The sequence below is a fragment of the Methylophilus sp. E2MeOHC9 genome, assembly GCF_058744375.1.
Genome location: NZ_CP196024.1, coordinates 790,132 through 815,831 on the forward strand (window position 1 = coordinate 790,132; position 25,700 = coordinate 815,831).

Genomic DNA, 25,700 nt, shown 5'->3' on the forward strand with positions numbered 1-25,700 from the left:
TACATTAGTGCTTAGCAATCAAGAATCCTGTCAATTTAGCCCAGAATGGCAATTTGACCCAGAATGGCGTTAAAATATTGGTTTTACAATAAAAACACCAGACTAATTCACTGAACTTCAGATACGGAACACCAGCATGGACAAAACTTTTCGCATTGCCCCCAGTATTCTTTCTGCCAATTTTGCCAAATTAGGCCAGGAAATTGAAAACGTTATCAAATCCGGTACCGATATCGTCCACTTTGACGTGATGGACAATCATTATGTGCCTAACCTGACCATTGGACCTTTGGTATGCGACGCCATTCGCGAGTTATCCCACAACGTGGGCGCGCTGATCGACGTGCACCTGATGGTAAAACCGGTTGACCGCATTATTCCCGACTTTGCCAAAGCCGGTGCCGACATCATCACTTTCCACCCTGAAGCGTCTGACCATATTGACCGCAGCCTGGCCCTGGTGCGCGACAGCGGCTGTAAATCCGGCCTGGTATTCAACCCGGCAACGCCATTGCATTACCTGGACCACGTGATGGATAAAGTCGACATGATTTTGCTGATGTCGGTGAACCCGGGTTTTGGCGGCCAGAAATTTATTCCGGAAACGTTGAACAAATTAAAAGAAGCACGTGCACGTATTGATGCTTACTACGAAAAAACCGGCCGCCAGATCTGGCTGGAAGTAGACGGCGGCGTGAACGCCAACAATATCGCCGAGATCGCTAAAGCCGGTGCCGATACATTTGTGGCAGGTAGCGCGATTTTTGGTTCACCTAATGAATCAGATGCTAACCGTTACGACACCGTTGTGGCAGCCATGCGCGCGGCATTGGCAACTGTTTAACAGCAATCGTTTTTCACTATGCGCGCGAGCTGCATAAAAATTCAGGGCTTACCTATCGTTAATAGGCTAAGCCCTGTTTTTTATCCAGGCCTGGCTAAAGTAGTGTTGTTTTAAGGGTAATAGATGCGTTTTCAAGTCAAGCTGGTGATGTTCGACCTGGATGGCACGTTGCTCGATACTGCCCCTCAAATTGCTGAAGCCGCCAACCGTATGCTGGTGGCATTGGGTAAGCCCATGTTGCCGCAGGCGCAGATCACTAGCTATATTGGTGAAGGCGTGCACAAGCTGATCAAACGCTGCCTCACTGGCGATATGGACAAAGAGCCCGAGCTTGCTTTATTCGATAAAGCGCAGCCTTTATATCATGACTCCTATGCTGCGCATGCCAATGACAGCCAGCCGTTCAGCGGCGTAGTGCCGGCGTTGCTACAGTTGAAGGCACAAGGCTATCTGCTTGCCTGTGTGACTAATAAACCTGAGGCATTTACGCTCCCCCTGCTGGAAAAAGCAGGATTATCCGGTTTTTTTGAAATGGTCGTCTCAGGCGACAGTTTGCCTAAAAAGAAACCAGACCCCATGCAACTGTTGCATATTTGCCAAAAACTAGCTGTGTTGCCTGCCGAAGCCATGCTGGTCGGTGACTCGGAAACCGATATTCAGGCCGCACATGCTGCAGGGTGCTTTGTCGTGACCGTCCCTTATGGGTATAATCAGGGGCGCGCCATTGATGTGGCAACCGTGAATGCCACGGTGCAGCAGTTAACCGACCTGGCGAAGCTGCTTGAGCTACCCGCTCTCTTAAAGCGGGGTTTAGAAAAAACGATTCCAATATCATGATGTTTTGTACAGATCATTCTTCCAGTTGGCCAGTGTTAAGCTGGCGTCGTTCATGGCGAGGCTAACTCAGCCCGCAAGCGTCCGACCCTAAAAGCGTCGTACACGCACTGCTCTGACCTGTCGTGGTGTTTACCGCGACACACTCAACGAATCAAACTGGAAAAAGCATCATGTTAAGCACATTAAGCAAGACTGAATTCGACGCGCTGGCGGCGCAAGGTTATAACCGTATCCCGCTGGTGCTTGAGACCTTTGCCGATCTCGATACGCCGCTGTCGCTGTATCTCAAACTGGCGAATCAACCCTACTCTTATCTGCTGGAAAGCGTACAAGGCGGCGAACGCTTTGGCCGTTATTCGATCATCGGTTTGCCAGCGACTATCCGCATTGAAGTCCGCGACCAGCAATTGCAGGTGATCCAGGGCGACACCGTCATAGAATCGCACACAGACCAGAACCCGCTAGACTTTATCAAGGCCTACCAGGCGCGTTTCAAAACACCGCCCTATGAAGGATTGCCGCGTTTTACCGGTGGCCTGGCCGGCTATTTTGGTTACGAAACCATCCAATATATCGAAAAACGCCTGGGCAAACAGAAAAAGCCGGATGCGATAGGTACGCCGGACATCCTGCTGATGGTGTCCGAACAGATCGCAGTCATCGATAACCTGACCGGTAAGTTATATTTTATTGTCTATGCCGACCCGGCACAGGCGAACGCCTATGAAGCCGCCCGTGACCGCATGCAGGCACTCCTGGCTAAACTGCGTACGCAAGTCGAGATTCCCACCGCTTTGGCCACGGCCAAGACAGCAGCAGTCTCAGAGTTTGGCGAAGAAAACTTCAAGGCGGCAGTGAAAAAAGGCCAGCAATATATCCTTGAAGGCGACATCATGCAGGTGGTGCTCAGCCAGCGCATGTCACAGGATTTTGACGCCTCGCCTTTAAGCCTTTATCGCGCGTTGCGTAGCTTGAATCCATCCCCATATATGTTTTATTACGATATGGGCGACCATCATGTCGTGGGCGCCTCGCCAGAAATCCTGGTGCGGCTGGATAATACGACCGTCACTTCACGCCCGATTGCCGGTACACGCCCGCGCGGCAAAAACCGCGACCATGACCTGGCACTGGAAGCCGAGTTGCTAGCAGACCCTAAAGAGCGTGCCGAGCACGTGCAGCTGATGGATCTGGGCCGTAATGATGTCGGCCGTGTGGCACTCACCGGCACGGTGAAAGTCACCGACAATATGACGATTGAGCGCTATTCACACGTCATGCATATCGTCAGCAATGTCGAAGGCCAGCTTAAACCCGGGCTGGATGCGATTGATGTGCTGAAAGCGACTTTTACCGCAGGTACTGTTTCTGGCGCGCCTAAAGTACGTGCCATGGAAATCATTGAAGAACTGGAGCCTTCCAAACGTGGCATTTATGCGGGTGCGGTGGGCTATCTAGGCTTCAACGGCGATATGGACGTGGCAATTGCCATCCGTACCGCTGTGATTAAAGACAAAAAATTGTATGTACAGGCCGGGGCGGGCATTGTGGCAGATTCGATTCCGCAAAATGAATGGGATGAAACCCAGAACAAGGCCAAAGCCGTTATCCGCGCCGCCGAGCTGGTGCAAGACGGCCTGGACAGCGCCGCCCAATTAACAGGAAAAGGAGCCTGATATGTTGTTAATGATTGATAACTACGACTCTTTTACCTACAACCTCGTGCAGTACCTGGGCGAGTTGGGGCAAGACGTGCATGTACACAGAAACGATGAGATCACGCTGGAACAGATCAAGGCGATGAAGCCGGAAAAAATCGTGATCTCACCAGGCCCCTGTACCCCGAATGAAGCTGGGATTTCGGTCCCGCTGATTCATGAATTCGCTGGCAAGATTCCATTGCTGGGTGTGTGCCTGGGTCACCAGAGCATAGGCCAGGCGTTTGGCGGCAACATCATCAAAGCCAAAACGCTGATGCACGGTAAAACTTCATTGATCCACCATACTAATACTGGTGTCTTTAAAGACTTGCCTAACCCTTATACGGCAACGCGTTATCACTCACTGGTGATTGAGCGCGCAACCATCCCCGATTGCCTGGAGATCACCGCCTGGACTGATGATGGCGAGATCATGGGCGTCAAGCATAAAACCCTGGCGGTTGAAGGCGTGCAATTCCACCCGGAATCTATCCTGACTGAATACGGGCATGAGTTGCTGGATAATTTCCTGAAGGGGTATTGATGAGCATCACGCCTAAAACGGCCCTGCAGCGGCTGATTGATCATACCGATTTCACGCATGAAGAAATGCTGGAAATCATGCGCCAGATCATGAGTGGCGAGTTCACCCAGATTCAGGTCGCCGGCTTTCTGTCCGCCCTGCGTGTCAAGGGCGAAACCGTGACCGAGATTGCCGCCGCGGCACAAATGATGCGCGACCTTTCCAGCAAGGTCACTATTCACGATGCACGTCATTTGATTGATACCTGTGGCACCGGTGGGGCACCTAATAAAGCATTTAACGTCTCTACTGCATCGGCATTTGTCGCTGCAGGTGCTGGCGCAAAAATCGCCAAGCACGGCGGTCGTGCGGCATCCTCTAAAAGTGGTTCAGCCGATGTGCTCGAAGCGCTAGGCGTCAATATCAGCCTGACGCCTGAACAAGTCGCACGCTGCGTAAACCAGGCCGGCATAGGATTCATGTTTGCGCCTAACCATCACGCGGCCATGAAATACGCAGCGCCGGTACGTCGTGAACTAGGCGTGCGCACCCTGTTTAATTTGCTGGGGCCTATGACCAACCCCGCGGGTGCCAAACGGCAGGTGATGGGCGTGTTTCACCGCGATTTAGTGCCTTTGCTGGCGCAGACCTTGCAAACACTGGGCAGCGAGCATGTGATGGTGGTGCATAGCGCCGACGAGATGGATGAAATCTCTTTTTCTGCCGATACTTATGTGGCTGAACTGAAAGATGGCAAAGTCACTGAGTACACAGTGAATCCGACCCAGTTTGGCATGCCATTGCATGATATCAACAGCATCCGTGTTGAGAGCGCCCAGCATTCCAGCACCATCATCCTTGGCTTGTTATCTGGCGAAAAAGGCTCGGCACGTGACATCGTATTGTTGAATGCAGGCGCCGCCATTTATGTGTCTGGCCTGGCAACTGATTTGTCATCAGGGATAGAAAAAGCCGCGAAGTCCATCGATACTGGCGCGGCATTAGATAAGCTGCAGCAACTAAAAGCGCTAAGCCAGGCCGCATGAAGCGTTTGCTGATTTCACTATGCTTGTTGTTAACGGCCTGCGAGCAGGCGGCACAGAGCACAAGTAATCGGCCACAGTCGGCGATTGAAGTTAAATCGCAGGTACAGAAGCTTAACCTAAAATCATTGTCTTCTGGCCTGGCCACTGAAGATAATGCAGCTGTCAGACAGGCATTTGCAAAAAAACAAAGCCATGTCTGGCTGCAAGGGAATGGTATCGTTAAAAAACTGCTAGCAGATGACACTAAGGGCGCAAGACACCAGCGCTTTCTAGTCAGTGTGTCATCTGAACAAACGTTGTTATTTGCACATAATATTGATCTGGCGCCGCGCGTTGCTGACTTGAATGTAGGCGACCAGGTGCAGTTTAAAGGTGAATATATTTACAACCCCAAGGGCGGCATCATGCATTGGACGCATCATGACCCGCAGGGTCGTCAGGGCGGTTGGATTAAGGTTAACGGACAAATCTATGAGTGATATTTTAAACAAAATCCTGGCCACCAAAGCCGAAGAAATCGCTGCCGCACAAGCCAGACTGCCATTGGCCGAGGTGCAAGCGCTAGCCGCACAACAAGCGCCTGCGCGTGATTTTGTCGCTGCGATTCGCAACAAGATTGCTGCAGGTAAAGCCGCAGTGATTGCAGAGATTAAAAAGGCCAGCCCTTCAAAAGGGGTGATACGCGAAGATTTTAAACCGGCCGAGATTGCCGCCAGCTATGAGCAAGGTGGCGCCGCCTGTTTGTCGGTGCTGACTGATGAGCAGTATTTCCAAGGCTCTGCCGAATACCTGAAACAAGCCCGTGCTGCTTGCCAGCTACCGGTTTTACGTAAAGACTTCATGATAGATGATTACCAGGTCTATGAAGCGCGTGCCATGGGTGCTGACTGCATCCTGCTGATCGCCGCTGCGCTGACACTGGCACAAATGCAGCAGTTAGAATCTCTGGCACATCGTTTAGGCATGGCTGTGCTGGTGGAAGTGCATAATGCTGAAGAGCTGGCACAAGCGGTTCAATTGACCACGCCATTATTAGGTATTAATAACCGTAATCTGCGTACGTTTGAAGTGACGCTGGATACCACTCTAGGCCTTTTGGCTACCATTGCCAGCGACAAGATCGTGGTGACTGAAAGCGGTATTTTCACACCCGATGATGTCAAACTGATGCGCGACCATGCAGTACATACTTTCCTGGTCGGCGAAGCATTTATGCGTCAGGAAAATCCTGGTGCTGAACTCGCCAAGGTATTTGCCTGAGTATTTTTAATCGAGTTGTGACCGGATGTTTACGCACAACTTGCACTATCTTTAATCCTCCGCCTGCGCTGTAGAGCGTTTAGGCAAATATGGAGATTATTTTGAGCCAATTTCTAGCTATCCGCCCTCGCCGTATGCGTAAAGATGACTTTTCACGTCGTTTGATGCGTGAAAATGTCCTCACCGTGAATGACCTGATCTACCCGGTCTTCGTCCTCGAAGGTGAAGGCAAAATAGAGGAGGTTAAATCCATGCCCGGCGTGCAGCGCCAGAGCATAGATGTACTGCTGAAAACTGCCAAAGAATGCGTAAAACTGGGCATCCCGGCCCTGGCGTTATTCCCGGTAGTGCCGCAAGAGTTTAAAAGCCTGGATGCCAAAGAAGCCTACAACCCCGAAGGCTTGGTGCCACGTACAGTGCGGGCACTCAAAAAGGCATTCCCCGAGTTAGGTGTGATCACCGACGTGGCCCTGGACCCCTACACCACCCATGGGCAGGATGGCCTGATAGACGACACTGGCTACGTGCTCAATGACGAAACAGTCGAGATACTGGTCAAACAGGCGCTGTGCCACGCTGAAGCAGGCGCTGACGTTGTCGCGCCTTCTGACATGATGGATGGTCGTATCGGTGCCATTCGCGATGCGCTGGAAGATCAACGTTTTATCTACACCCGTATCATGGCCTATTCCGCTAAATATGCCTCGGCCTTCTATGGCCCATTCCGTGATGCGGTTGGCTCAGCAGGCAATCTGGGTAAAAGTAATAAATACAATTACCAGATGGACCCCGCCAATTCAGACGAAGCATTGAAAGAAGTTGCGCTGGATATTGAAGAGGGCGCGGATATGGTGATGGTGAAACCGGGTATGCCGTACCTGGATATTGTGCGGCGGGTGAAGGACGAGTTTGGCGTGCCGACCTATGCTTATCATGTGAGTGGTGAGTATGCGATGTTGAAAGCCGCAGCGCAGAATGGCTGGCTGGATGAGAAAGCCTGTGTGCTTGAGGCGATGCTCGGGTTCAAGCGTGCCGGGGCGGATGGAGTATTAACGTATTATGCGATGGATATCGCAAGGTGGTTGAAAGAATAGGCTCTCTGGAGGGGTTTTTCACCATCGCAAAGGTGGTGCATATAGGTTCTAATGTTGGATGCCGTTTTGCCCCTAAGGGCAAAAAACAAGCGTTACCATCCTCTGCCCGCTAGTGACGGGCTATCAAAACTTCTCATTCTCCGCCAAATACCGCCATTGCCCGGCCGGTAGTTTCCCCAAATTAATCCGCCCAATGCGAATGCGCTTCAAGCCTACCACTTTCAGGCCCACCAGCTCACACATCCTTCGAATCTGCCGTTTGCGCCCCTCACGCAATACAAAGCGCAACTGATCTTCATTCTGCCAGGAGACTTTGGCCGGTTTGAGCTGTACTCCATCCAGGCTCAGGCCGTGGTTCAATTTTGCCATACCATTGGCACTCAGCTCACCCTCTACCCGCACCAGGTATTCTTTTTCCGTGCTGGAATCATCCCCGATCAAGACGCGCGCAATCCGCCCGTCTTGCGTCAGTACCAGCAAGCCGGTGGAGTCAATATCCAGTCGTCCGGCAGGCGCCAGGCCATGAAAAATCCCACGGTGGAAGGTTTTCTGGGTAGGGTCTTCTGACCACTGGTTTTCGGGTTTCACCAGCACAACTGCGGGTTCATAGCCGTCTTCCGCCTGACCGCTGACATAACCTATCGGCTTGTGCAGCAGGATGGTGACATTTTCGGCCTGGTATTCTTTGGCGTAGGTGCTGATGATGATTTCGGCATCCGGATCTATGCGGGTGCCCAGGGCTTCGATGATCTCGCCATTGACCTTGACCCAGCCGTTGACGATCCAGTCGTCGGCTTCACGGCGGGAACACAGGCCGCGGTCCGCCATCACTTTGGATAAACGAGGCTGGGCATCTGGATCCGCTGGCGCGATCTGGCGCCTGGGTGCGGCGTCATCACGCCTGACAGGGCGGTCGGCGCTATATTCCTTGCGAGTATCATGCCGGGTGTCACCTCGCGATTCCCTTCGCGGTTCATTGCGTGCGTCTTTACGTGCATAGGGTTTATCGCCCGGCTTGCCCTCATGCCGGCTGCGCTCCTGGCGTGCCGGTTTATCTGCATAAGATTTTTTCGCAGCTGCGGGCGCTTTATCACCCGCTGCCTGCGTTGCTTTTGGTGGCACGGGTTTAGGCGGCGGTTGTGTGCGGTCACGCAGGGTAGAGGCGATACGACGTACCGGTTTGCTGCGCTTCGGCTCTTCGTCAGCGCCAGCAGGGGGTTTATTCAGTTTGATTGTACTCAAGATACGGGTCCCGGCTTGATTGGGAAATAAAGTGCTATTGTAAGTTATCCAGCGACTTTCACCGGACGAAAATTCAAATTGCCTGGTTCTTTGCGTGCACTACGCGGCATAAAATGCAGGATATCTTCCGCACGCTTTAAATCCGGCTGCTGCTGGATATACTGTTTTTTCCAGGCGCGGTGCGGATTACTGATAATGCCAGCCAACCAGGCCGCCTGTATAGGATTCAATTTATCAGGCGTGAGATCAAAATAATAACGAGAAGCCGCATGTGCACCGCAAAGACTGGGGCCTAAATCCACCGTATTCAGGTAAAGCTCCAGGATATCGGTTTTGGTCAGTGCAGCTTCCAGTTGCACGGCATAGAGCAATTCTTCTACTTTGCGTTTCCAGGTGCGCTCGCCATTTGTGAACATGTATTTTGCCAGTTGCTGGGTAATGGTACTGCCACCAACCTGTTTATCTGCGCTTTCCTTGCCTAGCAAATGCTGCATTTGTGCCATCACATAACCGGGATGATGTTTGAACTCGGCATCCTCGGCGATGATGGCAGCCACTGGCAGCCAGCGCCCCAGTTTGTCGTAAGAGACCCATTGCATGCTTTCCGGGTGCTTATGCTCATCCAGTAACGGGCAATCATATTGCAAAGGCAAAGTGGTCGCAGCGCTTATGTTCAGGCCGGAGACTGTCATCGCATCCAATTGCGGTTGTGCACTCCACTCCTGCTTGGGCCAGCGCAAGGTGCCCGAAGCGGTTAGCGTACCGGAAACAATGGCATCGCGTATCACTGGAGAATGTGGTTGCAACGGTTTAAGCAATGCCTGCAAGGGCGTTTGCGGCAGTTCCCAGGTCAGTTTCAGGCTACGCATACTGACTTTGCCATTAAAATCTATTTTAAACAGCGGCTGGTGTTCGCCTACCGAGAGATAGCCATGGATATGCTGCTGGTCCATTTGCAGCCAGAGTTCTACGATGGGGATGACAATGGGCTGGTCACTGACTGATTTTGCCTCTATCGAGCAATGCAGGCAGCGTGCCCGCAAACCATCTTCGTCATATAACTGGATATCGCCGTGGTGCAGATTAAAGGCGCGCCGATCCAGTAACCAACGCCCGGGGGCAGAGGTCGCCAGCATCAGCACCGGCACCACCCGCACTTGTACGCCGCCAGCCACTGGCAACTTGACGCGCCAGGCCTGGGTGTCATAGGGTTGCCAGATCCATGCAAGCAATGCCAGTACCGTCACCAGCATGACGACCAGCAACGTAAGCACCAGCCTTTTAAACCACAATAGCAGCATGTGTGTTTGCCTTAGACCAGCAAGCGCTCCACCACTTTGCCGTGCTGCAAATGGCTTGCGATGATCTCGTCGATATCTTCATTATCGACAAAGGTATACCACACGGCCTGCGGATAGATGACCATCACCGGCCCCTCGCCACAACGGTCCAGGCAACCGGCACGGTTGATACGGACTTTCCCCGTACCTGCCAGACCGTGTTTCTTGACGCTTTTTTTCATGTAATCAAACGCTGCTTCCGCCCCTCGATTCATGCAACAATCCTCTCCCTTTTCGCGCTGGTTGAGACAGAAAAATACATGATATTGAAAGTGACTTTGATTCATAAGGTTGCTTTCTGGTGCCGCTTATACATAATGATCAATGAAAAATACCACAGAAAAAGACCTGCCATAGAAAAACTTTAGACGTTTTATTCTGTTGAAAGTTGGTCTTCTTTGCTGAATGTCCAGGTGCGGGTGATGCTCAGCACATCGGTATCCTGGCGGATATCTTCGGGAAACACAGGGAAAGGCGCGGCGAGTTGCACAATACGGCGTGCGGATTCGTCGAGCAACCTTTTTCCCGAACTCTGCTGGATTTTAATGCTTTCTATACTGCCATCGGCGCGGATAGCCACGGTCAATTGCAATTTTCCATACAGCTTTTGCGTGCGTGCCGCTTCCGGGTAGTTAAGGTTACCCACCTGCTCGATCTTTTGCCGCCATTGATCTACATAATTGGCAAAGCGGTACTCACGCGTACGCGCCCCTATAAACTGGCGTTTGGGGCGCATTTCGTATATATCCTGCTGCTTGGCGATCAGGGCTTCGAGTTTAGCCATTTCCTGCATGGCCATGATTTCACGCTGGGTTTGCACCGGCTGGTTCAGGGCTTGCGGGGTTGGCTTTCTGGCAGCCGCCTGTGTCTGTGACAGCGGTGGTGCCTGCACGGTGGCCACTGCCTGGCTCGCTTTGAGCTGGGTCATCAGCGCTTGCGCTTCTTGCTCCAGTTGCGCCACGCGCTGTTGATGGCGCTGCAATTCTGCATCCTGCGTGGTGGCTGGCATCGCTGGTTGCATAGTCGCTTCAGCTGCTTGCGGTGTTGTCGCAGGCATTTTCTGTACGCTGGGCAACGGGCTTTTCATCTGTCGTTTTTCGTCGGTATTGCCGCCACGATCAAGATTGGCTTGCGCCAGGGCATCCGCATTTTTAGGCGCCTGCTGGGTTTTGCTGTTAACCAGCATCACTTTGAGTGAGGGGATCTGGTCTTTCAGCGCTTTTAATTCAGGCTGGAAATGTAGCGTTAGCAGCACCGCATGCGCGATCAGCGAAAACCATAAAGCCCACACCAGAGGCGAACGTTCACGGAAGCGCATAGGGCATCTGCCGCCTGTTTAGCCCTGCAAAGCCTGTAATAATTGCTGGTGCACGCCACCGAAGCCGCCGTTGCTCATCACCAGCACATGGTCGCCAGGTTGTGCCGCCTGGCTGACGGCTTGCACCAGCTGGGATAAATCCTCAAATGTTTGTGCTTTGCTTTGCATGGGGGCGAGGGCAGCAGCCGCATCCCAGCCCAGGTTATTGGCATAGCAAAACACAGCATCTGCATCACGTAAACTGTCGGGTAATGCGTCTTTCATTACGCCCAGCTTCATGGTGTTAGAGCGCGGTTCCAGCACCGCCAGAATACGGGATTTCCCCACCTTGGCACGCAAACCTGCAACCGTGGTGGCGATGGCGGTAGGATGATGGGCAAAGTCATCATACACAGTGACATTGTTAACGACGCCTCTGACTTCCATGCGGCGTTTGACGTTTTTAAATTCGTTTAATGCTTCAATCGCGATACAGGGCGCGACACCGACATGACGGGCAGCGGCAATTACGGCTAGTGCATTACTGCGATTGTGTTCACCCATCAGCTCCCAGCTGACATTGCCCTGACGCTCGCCGTTAAAGAACACATCAAAACGCCCTTGTGCATCTACATTCTGTACTTGCCAGCCTGCAGCGCTGTCTATGCGCTCGACAGCACTCCAGCAGCCGCGCGCCAGCACCCGGTCCAGGCTTTCCTGCTGATTCGCCACTACCAGGCCTTGTTGCGGCACAGTGCGTACTAGGTGGTGAAATTGCTTTTCAATTGCGGGCAGGTCTTCAAAAATATCGGCGTGATCAAATTCCAGGTTATTCAGCACCGCCGTGCGCGGACGGTAATGCACAAACTTGGAACGCTTGTCGAAAAAGGCGGTGTCGTATTCGTCCGCCTCAATCACAAAAAAGGGGGAAACAGATTTGGGGTCCTGCTTAGGCGTTTGTGGCAAACGGGCAGAGACGCCAAAGTTCTCCGGCACGCCGCCGATCAGGAAACCAGGTGCCAGACCTGCGTATTCCAGCACCCATGCCAGCATGGAAGAAGTCGTTGTTTTGCCATGGGTGCCGGCGACAGCCAATACCCATTTACCTTGCAACACATGTTCGGCCAGCCATTGCGGGCCAGAAATATATGGCAAACCTTGATTCAGTATTTCTTCCATCAAGGGGTTACCGCGTGTGACGACATTGCCAATCACATACATATCAGGCTTGAACGCGGTCTGGCTGGGGTCAAACCCTTCGATCAGCTCTATGCCCTGGGCTTCCAGTTGTGTGCTCATCGGTGGATACACATTGGCATCACAGCCGGTGACACGGTGCCCGGCCGCTTTTGCCAGCACGGCAATGCCGCCCATGAACGTGCCGCAAATACCAAGGATGTGAATGTGCATAGAATTTACCGAATCAATTTAACGAATGCATTTTACCAAACTAACGTTTGATAAAGCGGTAGCGAAAAAACTCAATTTTTCGCAAACAATGGCAGGTATATGCTACAACGTGCTGCAATATCACTGGCCTGGAAAATATCTGTGATCACAGCCAGCGCATCTGCGCCAGCGGCGATCAATGGCGGCGCGTTATCCAGTGTAATCCCGCCTATGCCGACCACGGGCAATGTCAGTGATTGTTTGGCGCGGGTGAACAAGTCTGCGGTAGCGCGCGGCGCATCGGGCTTGGTAGGCGAGGGGTAACAGGCACCAAATGCGATGTAATCCGCACCGGCGGCTTGTGCCTGCTCTGCCAGTTCAAAACGGTTGTAACAGGAGGCGCCTATGATTTTGTCCGCCCCAAGTAGCGCTCGTGTTTGTGAAACTGCTTCATCATGCTGGCCGACATGCACGCCGTCAGCGCCCAGCGTCACCGCCAGGGCCACGTGGTCGTTGATCAATAAAGGCACATTGGCCTGGCGGCAGATATTTAACAGCGCGCTGGCCTGTTCAAAACGCAATGCTTCACTGGCTGTTTTATGGCGGTATTGCACCATGGAAACGCCACCTTGCAGCGCCTGTTCAACCTGGGTGCACAGCAATGCGGTGTCATCGCAATCTGGCGTGACCAGGTATAGCCCTTTAATGCTGAAGCTCACTGGCTTTTTCCTGCACCTCGGTTTCGCGCGCCCAGAAGAAACGGTCCGGGATAAATTGCCCCATGCCAGGACGGAAAGCGTGGCGCAAAGTCTGCCAGGTGAATTCCTGCGCTTCATGCACGGCTTCTTCAATCGTCAGCCCATGTGCCAGGCAGGCGGTGATCGCGCTGGTCAGGGTACAGCCAGAGCCATGATAGCTGCCTGGTAACCGTTCCCAATGGTAATCCTTGATCAGGCCTGGCATATTGCTCAGCTGCATGCCGTACAAGCTATTCACTACATCAATAGAGCGCTCATGCGTGCCGGTGATCATGACGTATTCGCTGCCCATTTCCAGCAGCCGCAACGCGCATTCTTCCAGTGAGCTGTGCTTCACTTCATCGCCCTCATCGTAATAGGCGAGGCGGCGCGCTTCCAGGCTGTTTGGAGTAATCAGCGTGGCCTGCGGGAACAGCAGTTCACACATGGCGGCCTGCATTTCTTCATTAGATAGCTCATCCCCACGCCCTGAAGTGAGGATAGGATCAATAATGAGCGGCACATCCGGGTAATCGGCCACGATTTCGGCGATGATGGCGACATTTTCTACACTGCCCAACAAGCCCAGTTTGAATGCGCTGACTGAGACGTCTTCAAGTATGGTACGTGCCTGGTCATTGATCCAGTCAGCATCCAGCGGCATGACACTTTCTACACCAACGGTATCTTGCACCGTGATACCCGTGATCACTGAGAGTGGGTAACAGCCGATACTGGCGAGCGCCATGATATCCGCTTGCACACCGGCACCGCTGCTGGGGTCTGTTGCTGCAAATGTAAGAACGGTTGGGGGAGTGATAGCCATGAAAATTCCTTTGGAGCGGCTGACGGGAATCGAACCCGCGTATCAAGCTTGGGAAGCTGGCGTTCTACCATTGAACTACAGCCGCGAATAGCCATTATTTTACTTGTATTTTACTTGCTTGGCTAAGCACCTAAATAAAATGTTATGACACACAAAAGAAAAAGCCGGGCAATTGCCCGGCTTTTTCTTCAAGCGCCGTCAAACCAGGCGCGAGAGCACTAGCTGACCTGTACTAGATACAATTCGAGCTGACACCATCCGGCAATTTCACGCCAGAGTTCAACACCGGTGTACTACCCAGGCTATCTTCATTGACCGGACATGCTACCGCGTCCAGATCTTCTTCATCACCCGCAGCAGGGTTCAATGAAACGATAGTCATCGTGTTCAGTGCCGGGTTGTTAGGGATCAAACCGCCTAAACCAGCATCATCCCGTGGGGAAGCGAAGCCCAATGTTGTGACTGGTGCAGGCAACGCCACGATAGTGCCTGTGGCGTTTGAATTCGTTACGACTGTATAGCCATCAAACGAACCTGCGGTTGGGTTGAATATCTGCTTGCCTTCGTTGGTTGTAATGCTGACCACATTGTATGTACTGGCGATGGACTTGCCTGTACCGGCTGCGGCATTATCATAAGTAGCAGCAGTGATCGGCGTTGGTGTGATGGTGACGATATCGCCATCCAGCGCACCTGAGGTAGTGACTGACAAGCCACTCACATCAGTGACCACATTAGTGCCATCGAAAGTCTTGGTTGCGGTACCGTTCAACGTGGCGGTCACGGTTGGGCTGACTGCATGCACAAAGCCATTACCCGTGCCTAGCAGCGCGCCACCAAACGTGGTGCCATATTGCTTATAGTCATACGCGGCCAACAAATTCGCGCCTTTGACATCGTTGGTCGGGTCGCTGCTGTAAATGGTCCAGTTTCCGTCCGTACCGGTAGTGATCGTAGCATCTACATTATTTTTGAAATTGCCACCGGCCACCAGTTGCACCGCATCATCTGTTCTGCTGCTGGTCAGAATGTTGCCATTCAGGTTCAAGTCGCCACCTGCTTGGGCAAAGACATTGGCTGCTTTACCGGCAGTCCCAAAGAATGACGCAGTACCGGCCAGATTACTCACCGCACCCATATTCACAGTACCATTCGCCGCGATTAACTCTACTTTACCAGCCGCACCACCAGATGGATTCAACAGAACGCCATTGCCGCCATTGGCATTAATGGTGCCTACATTAATATTGTTGTTCGCATTCACCTTCACATTACCCGCGCTCATGCCCTGGGTAATGGGCGTGCTAGCACCAGCACTGGTATTGATGTTCAACGCTGTGACGCTGCCACCTTTGGCATCCAGCGTGACGCTACCGCCTATCCCATTCGTGCCACCATTGCTGTTGATATTGCCAGCGTTAATGTCGCCAGCGTTGCTGGTGATATTAACGGCGCCTGACAGTCTGGAACCCAATGCGGTTAAGCCTGCATTGCCTGAGCTGGTGGTGATGTTACCAACTGTTGCAGCGTTGGCTGTAGTAATGGTCACTGCACCACCCTGACCGCCGCTTAACAATGGATTAAGCGAAGCACCACCGGCAGTATTGATATTTCCGGTCATCGTCAAACTGTTGGCATTGATTTGTACTTCACCACCTTTATCGCCAGCAAAAAGCAGGCCGGTACCACCAGTGGCATTGATGTTTGCGCTACCAAGGTTAGCACTGCCCGTGGTATCAATTTTCACATCACCGGCAATGCCCAGCGGGTTGCCAGTGGTATTGATATTGCCTGCCGTGTGGGTAATTGTGGCTGCTGAAAGCGTGACGCCTGCAGAACCCGTAATGTTCGCCCCAATGGCGATGTTGCCACCACCGACGCCATCTGCGTCAGCTTTCAACGTCACCTTACCAAAGGTGCCTGAAGTAATGTTGGCATTTACATTGATATCGTTACCGGCTTCCAGGCGAACACTGCCTGCCAACTTCGTCATGGTCAGCGCACTATTGACAGTAATATTGTTAGTCGCTTGCAGGAACAACTCATTAAAGCCTTTAACGCTATTCACGTTGACTGTCGTTGTCGTACCTGGGTTGCCAAAAGCGATGTCTGGCGTGCCATTTGCAAGATCAGGCAATGGTAGCTGAGGGTTGGTATTCAGGACGATATTGGTTGGATCCAGCAGCACGGTACCACCTGCACCATGCGCAGCGCCCACATCAACGCCGCCATGGAAATCCAGGTCTTGCTTGCCGGACACCTCAACGAAACCACCATTACCGCTGACCGCACCGCCTTGTGCAGAAATATCACCGTAGTGGCGTGTCAACTGGTCTGCCCATACAACGACTGTACCGCCGTCACCTTGCTGGATGGCATCTGCCTTGATTGTTGCGCCAGCGCCGATATAGGCAGTTTGAGCGTTGTAAACAGCCTCATTCTTGCCTTGGTAATCACCGCCTACCAGCACTTTACCGCCGCCTTTATCGCCAGAAGCATCCAGCACGGCACCATTCAGCAACGCCACTTGTTCGCCGGTCACGGTAATCGTACCGCCGGTCGTGTTCTCACCTTTTGCCAATAGTTGACCAGAAACCTGTACCTTGGCGTTATCTCCACCTTCCAGGCGGATCACACCATCACGTTCAACCAGTTGGTTGGCTTCTACAATACCAGTGATATTGATTGCAGCAGAACGGGCATTGGTCGCTAATTGCACCAAACCGCCATTGGCCTGGATCAAGCCGCTATTTTTAACAATGCCTTCAACCGCTTGTGCAGTTAAATTGGCTCTCACCAGCCCATTGCCATAGAAATCTAAAACAGCTTCCTTGGCAGAAGCAAGTACAACGCTACCGTTATTGGCTACTAACGTACCGGAGTTTTCGACTTCTTTACCCAGCATGACGATATAACCTTCGTCCTGGGCTTTAATCGCACCTTTGTTAACGACGCTGCCTGAAATATCCCCACCAGAGAAATGGTAGCGGCCTTGCAGGAAATCGTCATTGGAAATGTTCAGTGTAGAAGCAACGATATTGCCAACGTTGACTTCAGCGTTTGGGCCAAACAGCACACCATTCTGGTTAATTAAAAACAGGGTACCATTCGAATTTAATTTCCCCATGATCTCTGAAGCGCTGTTTCCCAGCACACGGTAAAGTGCGCGGCCAGCATCAGGCATCACCACATCCAGCTGATGGCCTTCAAGCACACCAAACTTGTAGAAATTCACAATGTTGACGTTGGCGGTGTGGGTATATTGTGTATGCGTGGCGCTGATATCTTTGATGGTCAGATCACCTGCCACAACACCTGCCACAACGTTGGTATCCGCAAATGCAGAGAAAGGCATCAATGCTGCGGCGAAAGCACTCGCAATCACAACACGCCATTTTGTATCCGAGCTAAAAGATACTTCTGTTAAAGAATGGCGATTACCTGACTCGCTGGAGTCATTCACTTGGCCATTCAAAGACGATTTACCGCTGGTGCGCGTACCTTCGGCAACGGCGACCCATGCTTGTTGGACTTTGCTCCAGATCAAACGATAAACGTGGTTTAGGGATGCTGCTTTCATGACATTCTCCTCTAAGGGGGTCCACCGATTCTCCAAGAATCGGTGGTCTTCCATAACTTCTCTTAATTCCTGATAGTCGCTAGTTTGCTTCAGGAAAATTTTTTTGTATGTAGCCCAGTATGACTAATGGGCAACAATTATATTTATTTTTATATAGTTCTTTTTCGACTTCGCAATGTGCCTTGCAATCATCTAAAAGTTTTTACGCAGCTGAGCCCATAACTGATATTCAGTATCGCTGGCAGCACCATCCAGATCACGTTTTTGCTGTGAGTAGGTGGTGGTCAGTATCCACTGCGCCGGGAACTGGATATCAGTACCAACACCCACGTGATTTGACCGGACATAATTATTACTGCCAGATGGATCATGGTTCAGCTTGCCGCGACCTGCGTCATAAAAGGCAAATGGCGTCACAGATTGAATATAAGGCGTGACATCGGCAGCAGTAGACACGAACGTTCTACGTATATCAGTGCCTACCATCCAGCCCTGGTCAGCCTGGCTAGGAATCTCTGAGAACTGACGCCAGCGGTTAATTGCACCAATACCGAATCTTTCGGCAATATCCAGGTTGCTGTCGGTGCCCTGATAATCTGCACGCACAATCCAGTTGATCCCATTTTCAAAAATTTGCGTGCGGCTTGAAGTCCAGTTCCATTTCAGGAAACTACCCTGGGTATCTAACTGCGCTCTATCGTTTGCTTTGGCGGCGTTGTCTTTAAAGGAAACATTGCCTTGTGTGACGAGGAAACTCCACTGGTAAGCGACATTACCGCCATCATTGATCCAGTCACCCACCAAACCTAGTTCCAGGCTGGCGATATCACGTCGGTTATTGATCAGGAATGCATCCACATCATCATCCAGGATCTTGTAGTTGCTACCGATCTTGAATGCAATGCCTTTTTTGGTTTCGCGTAACAATGGATGCTCTAAAGAACCATAGAAATAATGCGCATCACCAGAAGCATCGAACACCTTGAAATCTTTGCCTAGCTTGTAATCAACGTAGCTATAGGCGACGTTCAAGATAGTGCCCGCATCTCCCACTGGCGTGAAGTACAAGCTGCTCAGCGAGCGCTGCCCTTCATCATTGGAGACTTTACCAACCACTGCCAGCTGGTCACCGCGCCCATTGAGGTTATTCACAGCCAAGCCAAAACCCACTGTTTCACGGCCGGTATAACGGTTGCCATATGTGTTGGCATTGATAAACCCGCTGTACTTCGCTCTTGGTTCTACTGAAACAGCCACATCCGAGCTACCTACTGCTTCGCCCGGGTTAAGTTGCGAGGTCACTTGTATGCCTGGCAGGCCATTCATCACCATCAGGTTGCGCATCAAATTGCGCTCATTCAGGACTTCGCCTTTATCCAGGCCATATTCTGAAAGTGACTGGAAATACGGCTGGTTAAGGCCTTCGCCAGCTTCGGTTTTGACGTCGCCCAAGGTACCTTCAAGGATAGAAAGCTCAACAACAGCATCAGTAGCACCAGATTTTTGCAAATCTTGTGTCGGTAGATACACTTGTGTCAGCAGGTAGCCGCGTTGACGGTAATAATTACGGATGGTGCCCACGGCTTCATTGAGTTCACGCATGCCGATTTCATGGCCGGTCAGGTGCGCAACTTGTGCAGCCAGTACTTCACTTGTAAATTGTTTATTGCCAGAAAATTTAAATTCTTTGACGACGATCTGCAGGCTGGATTTTTTTTGTTTCTTTTCAGGGACTGGTGTCTCTTCTGGTACCTGGATGACAGGGTTAGGTTGTGGCAGGATAGGTCTGGGCAAATTCTGCTGAATATCGGGTAAAGACACACCGCCAGCAAACGCTTGCACTGTATAACCTACCGCTAATAAATTTAATACGCTCCACCGGGTTATTTGTTTTTTCAAGATGATTCCTTATAACACCCTCAATATAAGGTCTCATCATATATCACTACAAATTATACTATATATGCTTAATCAAATTGGTAACAATAAATTACAATACTTAAAGTTTGAATACAATAACTGTTGCAAAAACAATGCAAAAATCAATACTCAAGCGCATCCACATCGACCACCCAGCGTATCTTAGCCTGTAGCCGATGCTGCCTTGCCCAGGCGACCGCCGCCTGTAAAAGTTGTTGCAATGCACCTCGTTGTGCACATTGCAACATCACATAGCCCCGCTCCATGCGATTCAGCCTGGCAATACCGGGTCGCACCGGGTCATAAATCATCGGTTTTTCCGGGAAATTTTGCGCGTGTTGCGCGACAAATTCGCGAGCAGAATGTGTCAAATCTGTCAAGAATTGCTCTACCAGCGCATAGTCAGCAGCTTCAGCTTTCATGACTGCAATATAAGCCGCCGGCGGAAACTGCAAGGTGATGCGTTCCTGCAATAAAGTGTTGGCGAATTCGGCATAATTTTGCTGCTGCAAAGCGGCGAATAAAGGGTGCTGCGGAAACGCCGTCTGTATCAATACTTCACCCGGTTTATCGCCACGGCCTGCGCGCCCTGCCACTTGCATCAGCTGGGCAAACAGGCGCTCGCTGGCACGATAATCGGGGCTATACAGCGCACTGTCGGTATCCAGCACACCGACCAGTGTCAGGTTGGCAAAGTCGTGGCCTTTGGCCAGCATTTGCGTGCCGATCAGGATATCTATTTTTCCGGCATGCACGGCGGACAGCAGCTCGGTGAGTGCGTCTTTACCCTGTATGGTATCCCTATCTACCCGCGCCACCCGCGCTTGCGGAAATAACTGCTGCAAGGTTTCTTCCACACGCTGTGTCGCCTGGCCGACCGGACGCAGATCGGCATTGCCGCAACTCGGGCATTGCAGGGGCACCGGTTGCTCATCGCCGCAGTGATGGCAGCGTAATAGCCGCTGCCGCAGGTGCAGCACCACTTTGGCAGAGCAGCGGCGACAATCTGCCAGCCACTGGCAGGCGGAGCAATGCAATACCGGCGCATAGCCACGACGATTGATAAACAATAAACTTTGTTCGCCACGTTGCAGGCGTTGCTCTATCGCTTGCTTCAATTGCGGCGTCAAGCCAGCCTCTGGCGGCGAGTGCGTGGTATCTACACAAAATATGCGTGGCAGTTGTGCTTGCGCGGCAGCCCGATTGTTCAGGGTCAGCAGGCGATAAGTCGGTTTTTTTACCGGGTGATCCGCCTGCCCGAGCGCGTTGTACCAGCTTTCCAGCGAAGGGGTGGCACTGCCTAGCACCACCGGAACCTGGCATTGCTTGGCGCGCACCAAAGCCACGTCACGCGCATGGTAACGCATGCCGTCCTGCTGCTTATAGGAGCTGTCATGCTCCTCGTCGAGTATCATCAACTTGAGATGTGGCATAGGCGTAAACACACTCAGGCGTGTACCGATGACGATGCGTGCTTCACCTGACTGTGCGGCCTGCCAGTGTTGCAAGCGCTCACTTTCACTTAAATGACTGTGCAAAGTCACCAGTGAAAACTGGCTCAAACGGCTGCGGAAACGCCCTTCAAGCTGCGGGGTGAGGTTGATCTCCGGCACCATGATCAACACCTGTGAATGCGGCTCAGCCAACACGGCTTGCAACAGGCGGATATAGACTTCAGTTTTGCCCGAGCCGGTCACGCCAAACAGCAGCCAGGGCTGAAAACGGTCTGCCTTATTCAAAATGGATTTGACGGCAAGTGCCTGCTCATCATTTAAGGTGGGCTCATGGTCAGAGGCCGCTAGCGAGGGACGTATCGCCACCACTTCGCGCCTGGTGACCAGGCCACTTTCCAGCAATGGCTGCATGGTTTTGCGCCAGCTGGAAGACACTTCCGCCAACTGGGCTTCACTGCATTCCTTGTGCTGCTGCAATGCATCTATCAATCTGGAAAGTACGAGCTGACGCTTACCAACCAGCCCCTCAGGCACCGCTTGCGCCAATGCATACATCCACATTTTGCGCGACACCGCCGGTTTGATTTGCCGCAGGCGCAATGGCAAACTGGACAGCACGGTCTGCCCGAATGGGTAATGATAATAATCAGCGCAAAATCGCAACAGCTTCAGCGTGGCCTCATCAAACGGTACATCGTCAAAAGCCTGTATCACCGCTTTTAATTTATTTGCGGGCACTTCACTTTGTGTGGGCAGGGCCATCACAATGGCGATCAGTTGCCGCCCCGCAAAAGGCACGACAACACGATTGCCTACGCGAATATCCAGCCCCGGGTTGAGATAATCAAACTGGCGATCCAATGGCACATCCAGCACCACGCGGACGATGCCGGTGGAAGTGATGGCCGGAGAGGAAAGGGCTGCTGAACACATGGGTGAAAGTGGTTTATTAGGTTAAAATGGCGGTTTGATTATTCAGCACCATTTTAACCTTGAAACAAACGATCACAGAATTGATTCTGCAAGCGGTGACTCCGCTGGTGGAAGACACCTCCAGCCTGAATATCATTCTTGAGCGGCCGAAATCTGCCGAGCATGGTGACTTTGCCTGCAATATTGCCATGCAGCTGGCCAAACCCCTGAAACAGAATCCTCGTGCCATTGCACAAACGATTATTGATGGCTTGCCAGCCAATCAAGTGATCAGCAAGGTAGAAATCGCCGGTGCCGGATTTATTAATTTTTTCCTCTCGGCACAGAGCAAGCAGGATATCGTCAAAAGTATTTTCCAGGCTGGCGCAACGTTTGGCCGTAATACTGCTGGCCAGCACGAAAAAGTGCAGGTGGAGTTTGTCTCGGCCAACCCGACCGGCCCGTTGCATGTAGGCCACGGACGTGGCGCAGCGGTGGGTGACTGTTTATGCCGCTTGCTGGATGCCAATGGCTGGGATGTCACACGCGAGTTCTACTACAACGACGCCGGCGCACAGATCGATAACCTGACCAAATCTGTACATGCACGAGCACAGGGCATTGCTACTGACGATGCGCGCTTCCCCGAAGATGGCTACCGCGGTGAATATATCGCTGATATTGCCCAGGCTTATTTAGCCAAAGAAACCGTGACCGCGGATGATATGGCAGTCACCGCCAGTGGCGATATCAATGATGCTGAATCTATCCGCAAATTCGCCGTGGCTTATCTGCGCCATGAGCAAGACCTCGACTTACAGGCTTTCCAGATCAAGTTTGATGTGTTTTCGCTGGAAAGTGCCTTGTATACTGAAGGCAAAGTAGACAACGCCGTACAAGCGTTAATCGGCAGTGGCCATACCTACGAGCTGGATGATGCGCTGTGGCTACGCACCACCGATTTTGGCGACGATAAAGACCGCGTGATGCGCAAGAAAGAGGGCGGCTATACTTACTTTGTGCCCGACGTGGCTTACCACCGCGAAAAATGGAACCGTGGGTTCAAACGCGTCATTAACGAGCAGGGTGCCGATCACCACAGCACCATCACCCGTGTGCGCGCTGGCTTGCAGGCATTGAACACCGGCATCCCGCAAGGCTGGCCGGAATACGTGCTACACCAGATGGTCACCGTCATGCGCGGTGGCGAAGAAGTCAAACTCTCGAAACGGGCCGGCAGTTATGTGACGTTGCGCGACCTGATTGAAGAAGTCGGTTGTGACGCGACCCGTTACTTTTTGGCCGCGCGTAGTGCAGATTCCCAACTGGTATTCGACATTGACCTTGCCCGTGCGCAAACCAATGACAACCCGGTTTATTACATTCAATACGCACACGCACGTATTTGCAGCGTACTCAACCAATGGGGCGATGATAGCGCCAGCCTGGCAGATGCTGACCTGTCACCATTGGCATCTGCGGCAGAAACCGCACTGATGCAGGCACTCAGCCAATATCCGGAAGTAGTCAGCACGGCTTGCCAGGCATTGGCGCCGCATATGGTGGCCAATTACCTGAAAGAGCTAGCCAGTGCCTTGCATAGTTATTACAATGACACCAAATTTTTGGTGGATGACGTGCAAATCAAACAGGCCCGCCTGGCGCTGATCACCGCCACACGCACGGTATTGCGCAATGGATTGCAACTGCTCGGCGTGAGTGCGCCAGAAAAAATGTAAGCGTTAATGGTCGCTTTGTAACAGAAGCAGCTTTGAAAAATCAGTTGCGTTAGCACATGCGCTGAAACATAACGAGCTAGCAATAGCTCACCGAAATGAATGGTCAAACACTACACATGAGTCGCGATTACAAACCCTCTCAAACAAAAGCCAAAGCTAAAAGCAGCGGCAGCTCGTTTTTTAACGGCCTGCTGGTAGGGCTTTTTTTGGGGGTCGCCCTGACAGTGGCCCTGATCATTTACATCAAAGGCGACCATAGCCCTTTTTCCAGCGCCTTTAAAAAAGATGAAGGCCAGCAGGAATTACCGATTAAAAACACTGTGACGGAAGAAGAAGTCAAACCCGGCAGTGCGGCGATTGAAGACCCGAACAAATTTGATTTCTACACCATCCTGCCAGATACAGAGAGCAAGATCAGTGAAGAACAGGTGAAAAAGAACCCCACCATCAAGCAAGAAAGCTATTTTGTGCAGGTGGGTGCTTTCGCTAAAGAAGATGATGCAAACAACCTCAAAACCAGGTTGGCTTTAGTCGGATTTGAGGCATTCGTGCAAACGGCCGAGATCCCTAACAAAGGCACCATGCACCGCGTCCGCATTGGCCCGCTGCGTGATTTAGGCAAGATCAGTAAAATCAGCCATGATCTGGAAACCAATGGCTTCCAGGCCAATCTGATCAAGGTCAATATCGAATCCTCTGCCCATTAATCTCATGGATGCATTTGGGCTGTCATCGTGTTGTCACCCAGACACGTTAAATCACTAGTACATGAATTCTGGGTGTATTAAAAATCAGAGATACGTTTAATCATTACTTTCCACCGAACAAGGAAACTCACTATATGAAAAAAATGTTGTTAAGTTTGCTGCTACTGGCTGGTCTCACCTCCACTGCGGCGTTGGCAGATCCACAAGCGGGTGACCAGTTTGACCAGGTCGCGCAACAAATCGCTACCGACCAGCCTGCCAAAATCGAAGTCATGGAAATCTTCTGGTACGGCTGTCCGCATTGCTATCACATGGAACAGCCGCTGGAAGCATGGGTGAAAAAACTACCTGCCGACGTTTATTTCAAACGTGTACCGGCCTTGCCAAACGCCAGCTGGGCCCCCATGGCCAAAGCCTACTATGCCATGCAGGAACTAGGCGTACTGGACAAATTGCATAGCCAGCTGTTTGATGCGATCCACAAAAGCAAAACATTAAACCCGGCGGATGAAGCTGCCGCCATTGACTGGGTGATAAAACAAGGCGGCCTGGACAAAATCAAAGTTGAAAAAGCATTCAAGTCATTTGCGACCACCATGCAGATGAATAAAGCGATGCAAACTTTCAAGGCCTCGGGTGCTACGGGTGTGCCTAGCCTAGTGATTGATGGTAAATATATTACCGGTAGCTCGATGGCTGGTGGTAATGATGCTGCACTGCAAACGGCGGACTTTATTATTAATAATGTACGCAAAGACAAAGCCAAAAAATAAGCTTAGCCTGTAATGAAAAAGCCCTGCACCTGCAGGGCTTTTTCATGCTCTCAACCTAGCAGCTGTAGGAAGTAGCCTAGTGCATCGCTCATGCTGCATCACATGATCTACACATCGGGATGTTGGTTTTCTTCACGCGCGTTTTTATTCCAGCGCTTCCCCGTAAACACCCAGCCGCCCAGAATCATTTCAATACATACCCTGAAAATCCTGCTGATTGATACCCTTGAATCGCGTTTAATTGCTTGTGGTACGGGCTGTATAAAATCAATTAATAACTCGCGTGCAACCGCTTGAAACTCAGCCGGCACCATCACAGTCTGCGTGTTGTAATCTTTGATTTGCAGGCCTGGATAAAGCTTGCTAAAAGCACCGCCACGGATGAAATATGGAATGTCATACGCGTCCAGCATGGACGAAATCACAGCGACTTCAGACTCAGTTTGTGGTGTATAGATTGCAATCACTGGATTTCCCTCA

Annotated in this window: 22 protein-coding genes and 1 tRNA gene; 11 read left to right on the plus strand and 12 right to left on the minus strand. The window is 51.7% G+C overall.

The genetic code is table 11. From position 1 onward, the window contains the following. Positions 1-136 precede the first annotated feature (136 nt). From rpe to hemB, 8 genes are all read left to right on the plus strand, one after another. Positions 137-844, plus strand: coding sequence for a ribulose-phosphate 3-epimerase (gene rpe / locus ACSSVF_RS03835; RefSeq protein ID WP_492405599.1), 708 nt, complete (start codon positions 137-139; stop codon positions 842-844). 123 nt (positions 845-967) lie between these two features. Continuing rightward, a complete protein-coding gene (locus tag ACSSVF_RS03840; protein WP_492405601.1) occupies positions 968-1,681 on the plus strand; it encodes a phosphoglycolate phosphatase in 714 nt (237 codons plus the stop codon). A gap of 170 nt (positions 1,682-1,851) precedes the next feature. Further along, positions 1,852-3,357, plus strand: coding sequence for an anthranilate synthase component I (gene trpE / locus ACSSVF_RS03845; RefSeq protein ID WP_492405602.1), 1,506 nt, complete (start codon positions 1,852-1,854; stop codon positions 3,355-3,357). Between the two features lies 1 nt (position 3,358). Further along, complete coding sequence (locus ACSSVF_RS03850; protein WP_492405604.1) at positions 3,359-3,925, plus strand: aminodeoxychorismate/anthranilate synthase component II; 567 nt, start codon at positions 3,359-3,361, stop codon at positions 3,923-3,925. After that, positions 3,925-4,950 (plus strand): anthranilate phosphoribosyltransferase, encoded by a 1,026-nt coding sequence (gene trpD, locus ACSSVF_RS03855; RefSeq protein WP_492405606.1) that lies wholly within the window; start codon positions 3,925-3,927, stop codon positions 4,948-4,950. The genes ACSSVF_RS03850 and trpD overlap by 1 nt, the downstream gene beginning before the upstream one ends. Beyond that, a complete protein-coding gene (locus ACSSVF_RS03860; protein WP_492405608.1) occupies positions 4,947-5,429 on the plus strand; it encodes a DUF3465 domain-containing protein in 483 nt (160 codons plus the stop codon). The genes trpD and ACSSVF_RS03860 overlap by 4 nt, the downstream gene beginning before the upstream one ends. Beyond that, positions 5,422-6,210: an indole-3-glycerol phosphate synthase TrpC gene (gene trpC, locus ACSSVF_RS03865; RefSeq protein WP_492405610.1), complete on the plus strand. Its 789-nt coding sequence runs from the start codon at positions 5,422-5,424 to the stop codon at positions 6,208-6,210. The genes ACSSVF_RS03860 and trpC overlap by 8 nt, the downstream gene beginning before the upstream one ends. Before the next feature lie 89 nt (positions 6,211-6,299). Continuing rightward, positions 6,300-7,304, plus strand: a complete 1,005-nt coding sequence (hemB, locus tag ACSSVF_RS03870; protein WP_492405612.1) for a porphobilinogen synthase — start codon at positions 6,300-6,302, stop codon at positions 7,302-7,304. 123 nt (positions 7,305-7,427) lie between these two features. On the opposite strand, the gene ACSSVF_RS03875 is transcribed toward hemB, so the two are convergent. From ACSSVF_RS03875 to ACSSVF_RS03925, 11 genes are all read right to left on the minus strand, one after another. Beyond that, positions 7,428-8,546 (minus strand): pseudouridine synthase, encoded by a 1,119-nt coding sequence (locus tag ACSSVF_RS03875; protein ID WP_492405613.1) that lies wholly within the window; start codon positions 8,544-8,546, stop codon positions 7,428-7,430. A 44-nt stretch (positions 8,547-8,590) separates the two neighbouring features. Then, positions 8,591-9,847: a biosynthetic peptidoglycan transglycosylase gene (locus ACSSVF_RS03880; protein ID WP_492405615.1), complete on the minus strand. Its 1,257-nt coding sequence runs from the start codon at positions 9,845-9,847 to the stop codon at positions 8,591-8,593. Positions 9,848-9,858: 11 nt separating this feature from the next. After that, complete coding sequence (locus ACSSVF_RS03885; RefSeq protein WP_492405617.1) at positions 9,859-10,173, minus strand: (2Fe-2S) ferredoxin domain-containing protein; 315 nt, start codon at positions 10,171-10,173, stop codon at positions 9,859-9,861. A gap of 86 nt (positions 10,174-10,259) precedes the next feature. After that, positions 10,260-11,204: an energy transducer TonB gene (locus ACSSVF_RS03890; protein WP_492405619.1), complete on the minus strand. Its 945-nt coding sequence runs from the start codon at positions 11,202-11,204 to the stop codon at positions 10,260-10,262. Between the two features lie 18 nt (positions 11,205-11,222). After that, a complete protein-coding gene (mpl, locus tag ACSSVF_RS03895) occupies positions 11,223-12,593 on the minus strand; it encodes a UDP-N-acetylmuramate:L-alanyl-gamma-D-glutamyl-meso-diaminopimelate ligase (RefSeq protein WP_492405621.1) in 1,371 nt (456 codons plus the stop codon). A 71-nt stretch (positions 12,594-12,664) separates the two neighbouring features. Beyond that, positions 12,665-13,291: a thiamine phosphate synthase gene (thiE, locus tag ACSSVF_RS03900; protein WP_492405622.1), complete on the minus strand. Its 627-nt coding sequence runs from the start codon at positions 13,289-13,291 to the stop codon at positions 12,665-12,667. After that, the gene (gene thiD, locus ACSSVF_RS03905) at positions 13,275-14,135 is read right to left on the minus strand and encodes a bifunctional hydroxymethylpyrimidine kinase/phosphomethylpyrimidine kinase (protein WP_492405623.1); all 861 of its coding nucleotides are present in this window, start codon (positions 14,133-14,135) and stop codon (positions 13,275-13,277) included. The genes thiE and thiD overlap by 17 nt, the downstream gene beginning before the upstream one ends. An 11-nt stretch (positions 14,136-14,146) precedes the next feature. After that, positions 14,147-14,220: transfer RNA gene (locus ACSSVF_RS03910), tRNA-Gly, on the minus strand. A gap of 147 nt (positions 14,221-14,367) precedes the next feature. Then, complete coding sequence (locus ACSSVF_RS03915; protein ID WP_492405624.1) at positions 14,368-17,715, minus strand: two-partner secretion domain-containing protein; 3,348 nt, start codon at positions 17,713-17,715, stop codon at positions 14,368-14,370. A gap of 192 nt (positions 17,716-17,907) precedes the next feature. Further along, positions 17,908-19,614 carry a ShlB/FhaC/HecB family hemolysin secretion/activation protein gene (locus tag ACSSVF_RS03920; RefSeq protein WP_492405626.1) on the minus strand — a complete coding sequence of 569 codons (1,707 nt, stop codon included), beginning with the start codon at positions 19,612-19,614 and terminating at the stop codon, positions 17,908-17,910. Between the two features lie 143 nt (positions 19,615-19,757). After that, a complete protein-coding gene (locus ACSSVF_RS03925; RefSeq protein ID WP_492405628.1) occupies positions 19,758-22,022 on the minus strand; it encodes a primosomal protein N' in 2,265 nt (754 codons plus the stop codon). A 59-nt stretch (positions 22,023-22,081) separates the two neighbouring features. On the opposite strand from ACSSVF_RS03925, the gene argS reads away from it, so the two are divergent. The 3 genes from argS to ACSSVF_RS03940 all read left to right on the plus strand — a co-directional run bounded on the left by argS (position 22,082) and on the right by ACSSVF_RS03940 (position 25,220). Beyond that, positions 22,082-23,740: an arginine--tRNA ligase gene (gene argS, locus ACSSVF_RS03930; protein ID WP_492405630.1), complete on the plus strand. Its 1,659-nt coding sequence runs from the start codon at positions 22,082-22,084 to the stop codon at positions 23,738-23,740. A gap of 116 nt (positions 23,741-23,856) precedes the next feature. Then, on the plus strand, positions 23,857-24,447 hold the full coding sequence (locus ACSSVF_RS03935; RefSeq protein ID WP_492405631.1) for an SPOR domain-containing protein: 591 nt from the start codon (positions 23,857-23,859) through the stop codon (positions 24,445-24,447). A 134-nt stretch (positions 24,448-24,581) separates the two neighbouring features. After that, complete coding sequence (locus ACSSVF_RS03940; protein WP_492405633.1) at positions 24,582-25,220, plus strand: thiol:disulfide interchange protein DsbA/DsbL; 639 nt, start codon at positions 24,582-24,584, stop codon at positions 25,218-25,220. A 107-nt stretch (positions 25,221-25,327) separates the two neighbouring features. Here the strand turns inward: ACSSVF_RS03940 and ACSSVF_RS03945 are convergent, their stop codons facing one another. Further along, the gene (locus tag ACSSVF_RS03945; RefSeq protein WP_492405635.1) at positions 25,328-25,687 is read right to left on the minus strand and encodes a hypothetical protein; all 360 of its coding nucleotides are present in this window, start codon (positions 25,685-25,687) and stop codon (positions 25,328-25,330) included. Positions 25,688-25,700: the final 13 nt, after the last annotated feature.

Coding starts and splice junctions, on each gene's coding strand:
- rpe (WP_492405599.1), top strand. CDS start 137: ATGGACAAAACTTTTCGCATTGCCCCCAGTATTCTTTCTGCCAATTTT.
- ACSSVF_RS03840 (WP_492405601.1), top strand. CDS start 968: ATGCGTTTTCAAGTCAAGCTGGTGATGTTCGACCTGGATGGCACGTTG.
- trpE (WP_492405602.1), top strand. CDS start 1,852: ATGTTAAGCACATTAAGCAAGACTGAATTCGACGCGCTGGCGGCGCAA.
- ACSSVF_RS03850 (WP_492405604.1), top strand. CDS start 3,359: ATGTTGTTAATGATTGATAACTACGACTCTTTTACCTACAACCTCGTG.
- trpD (WP_492405606.1), top strand. CDS start 3,925: ATGAGCATCACGCCTAAAACGGCCCTGCAGCGGCTGATTGATCATACC.
- ACSSVF_RS03860 (WP_492405608.1), top strand. CDS start 4,947: ATGAAGCGTTTGCTGATTTCACTATGCTTGTTGTTAACGGCCTGCGAG.
- trpC (WP_492405610.1), top strand. CDS start 5,422: ATGAGTGATATTTTAAACAAAATCCTGGCCACCAAAGCCGAAGAAATC.
- hemB (WP_492405612.1), top strand. CDS start 6,300: ATGGAGATTATTTTGAGCCAATTTCTAGCTATCCGCCCTCGCCGTATG.
- ACSSVF_RS03880 (WP_492405615.1), bottom strand. CDS start 9,847: ATGCTGCTATTGTGGTTTAAAAGGCTGGTGCTTACGTTGCTGGTCGTC.
- ACSSVF_RS03885 (WP_492405617.1), bottom strand. CDS start 10,173: ATGAATCAAAGTCACTTTCAATATCATGTATTTTTCTGTCTCAACCAG.
- ACSSVF_RS03890 (WP_492405619.1), bottom strand. CDS start 11,204: ATGCGCTTCCGTGAACGTTCGCCTCTGGTGTGGGCTTTATGGTTTTCG.
- mpl (WP_492405621.1), bottom strand. CDS start 12,593: ATGCACATTCACATCCTTGGTATTTGCGGCACGTTCATGGGCGGCATT.
- thiD (WP_492405623.1), bottom strand. CDS start 14,135: ATGGCTATCACTCCCCCAACCGTTCTTACATTTGCAGCAACAGACCCC.
- ACSSVF_RS03915 (WP_492405624.1), bottom strand. CDS start 17,715: ATGAAAGCAGCATCCCTAAACCACGTTTATCGTTTGATCTGGAGCAAA.
- ACSSVF_RS03925 (WP_492405628.1), bottom strand. CDS start 22,022: ATGTGTTCAGCAGCCCTTTCCTCTCCGGCCATCACTTCCACCGGCATC.
- ACSSVF_RS03935 (WP_492405631.1), top strand. CDS start 23,857: ATGAGTCGCGATTACAAACCCTCTCAAACAAAAGCCAAAGCTAAAAGC.
- ACSSVF_RS03940 (WP_492405633.1), top strand. CDS start 24,582: ATGAAAAAAATGTTGTTAAGTTTGCTGCTACTGGCTGGTCTCACCTCC.